The following is a 1,355-nucleotide window of genomic DNA, read 5'->3' as shown; positions in this document are numbered from 1 at the left end:
AACGTCTGGCCAAAATGAATGAGGCTTAGACTTTTCAGGGAAATGTGCATTTGATGTGGCGGAGGGCCGCAATCAGGCCCAGTGGGAGCGAAGCTACAAAATGCGACATTTGTCTTAGCTGGGGCTCTGATTAACAACAAACCATGATTAGCCCAATGCCTCAAATATCATATCCATCGAAAACCCCTTGTACTGGAGGTAGCGAATCTGTTTGTTTTTCTCTTTGGCATCTGACGGCGTCTGACGGCGTCTCATCACCAAATTGGGGTTGCACGCCGGAACCGCCGAAATTTCCGTGACACATCACACGCTCTGCTATGGTTGCTTCTCGTACACTGAGCCATCAGCTCCGTGTACGAGTGTTACCGAAGTCTGAGGGTCGTAACGGAGGCCCTGATTAGGTATCTCCCCATAATATTCCCCAACGGCCGGTTGTAGTTTGGTAATGAGGTGAAATCAGGGCCCCATTCCCAGTCGAAACGCAACAAAATGGTAGGGCATTATGCCGCCTGTAAGTGCGTTAAAAATACCTCATTCGGAGAGCGATAGCCCAGACATTTTCTCCCTCGCGTATTGAGCAGGTGTTCGAGTGCTGCAACCTTGCGATGGGTGACCTGATTGAAGTCTGTTCCCTTGGGGTAAAACCGCCGTATCAGCCCGTTGGTGTGCTCATTCAATCCGCGCTCCCAGGAATGATAAGGGCGGGCAAAGTAGACCGGTGCTCCCGTTATTTTCGTTATTTTCTCGTGCTGGGAAAACTCAGGGCCGTTATCGGCGGTCAGGGTTTTAAACTCGCAGAACGTATTGGCGACGATGTCCCTGAAAGCGGCGACCACAGTCTCTGCACGCTTGTTGGGCAGTTTGCGAATAATAACCATCTTGACGGCTTTATCGACCACGGTCAGCAGGAATGACTTCTGGTCTTTGCCAAAAAGGGTATCAATTTCAAAGTGTCCGGGCTGTTGTTTGAGCTCCGCTTCGGCAGGCCGGTGCTCAATGCCAACGCGGTTGGGAATAGGACCACGGGTGGCCTGGTCGGTCTGATAGTTATACCGCTTACCCCGATGCGGGAGCTGCTGATACAGGTCTCCGCCGGCCTGGCGCTCCTGCTGGATATAGCGATAGAGCGAGTTCTTGCTGACCGATAAACCCAATTCCAGGAACAGGCGGCCACTGATGACCTCAGGTGAAGTGTGGGTAGACAGCGCCTGCCTGATAAATTCTTGAATGTGCGGTTCAAGCTGGTTAACCACGTTATCCGGACGAGCTTTCTGACGCCGTCCTCTGGCCAGTGTTTCAGCCCTTCTGCAGGAATAAACGCCGTTGAAAGTGGCGTCGGTATTGCGTCTGAGTTC

General features: G+C 52.3%; 1 protein-coding gene and 1 pseudogene. Both read right to left on the bottom strand.

Going from position 1 to position 1,355, the window contains the following annotated elements:
• Positions 1-147: 147 nt before the first annotated feature.
• Positions 148-237, bottom strand: a pseudogene (locus AEP37_RS25510) (regulatory protein RecX); the annotation flags it as partial.
• A gap of 263 nt (positions 238-500) precedes the next feature.
• Positions 501-1,355, bottom strand: an 855-nt coding sequence (locus tag AEP37_RS26425) for an IS30 family transposase (protein WP_049615627.1), incomplete at its 5' end; no start/stop codon positions are given.

Origin of the sequence: Yersinia pekkanenii (genome assembly GCF_001152565.1) — a bacterium.
GTDB classification, from domain to species: Bacteria; Pseudomonadota; Gammaproteobacteria; order Enterobacterales; family Enterobacteriaceae; genus Yersinia; species Yersinia pekkanenii.
The sequence above is the reverse complement of the archived record's forward strand: the minus strand, read 5'-3'. Positions and strand labels throughout refer to the sequence as shown.